The following is a 504-nucleotide window of genomic DNA, read 5'->3' as shown; positions in this document are numbered from 1 at the left end:
GCCGCAAAAATGAAAATCCCAATCATAATTTGTTGTTTTAAAGAACGCTTCATCCAGCGAATTAGCATACTAACGAGCGGCTGCGCACAAACGATCATCGCTCCGTTTATCGTCCATAATAAACTATAGTGACGAAGGCTAATATTTAATTCTTGCATATGTGTTGCAATCGCCCCTTGCCACTGTACGTATGTAACCCAGCATAAAGCATATGCTACACACACAATAAGAAGTGCTTTGAATCCCGGTGTAAGTGACCACCCTTTTTTCGTTTCGACTTCTTTTTGTACCTCTGACCCTTTTTTGTCTTCCATACCACGGAATCCAATAAAAGCAATTAAGAAGAAAACAAAGTATAAAATAAAGTTCGCTAAGAAAATATAATCAAAACGATACGACGCAACTAAGCCACCGCACGCTGTTCCAATCGCAATACCAACGTTTTGTCCAACATACATCGCATTAAATGCTCGTCTTCCGCCCTCTGGCCAAACTGTACCAACC

Annotated in this window: 1 protein-coding gene; it reads right to left on the bottom strand. The window is 40.7% G+C overall.

Annotated features, from left to right (window positions below; all coding sequences use genetic code 11):
* On the bottom strand, window positions 1-504 hold a 504-nt coding region (locus HF854_RS12485), incomplete at both ends, for an MFS transporter (protein WP_168936567.1).

It is taken from the genome of Desulfovibrio piger (genome assembly GCF_012843875.1).
GTDB lineage: Bacteria > Desulfobacterota > Desulfovibrionia > Desulfovibrionales > Desulfovibrionaceae > Desulfovibrio.
Note: the sequence above shows the minus strand (reverse complement) of the source record. Positions and strands in the feature narration are given on the sequence as shown.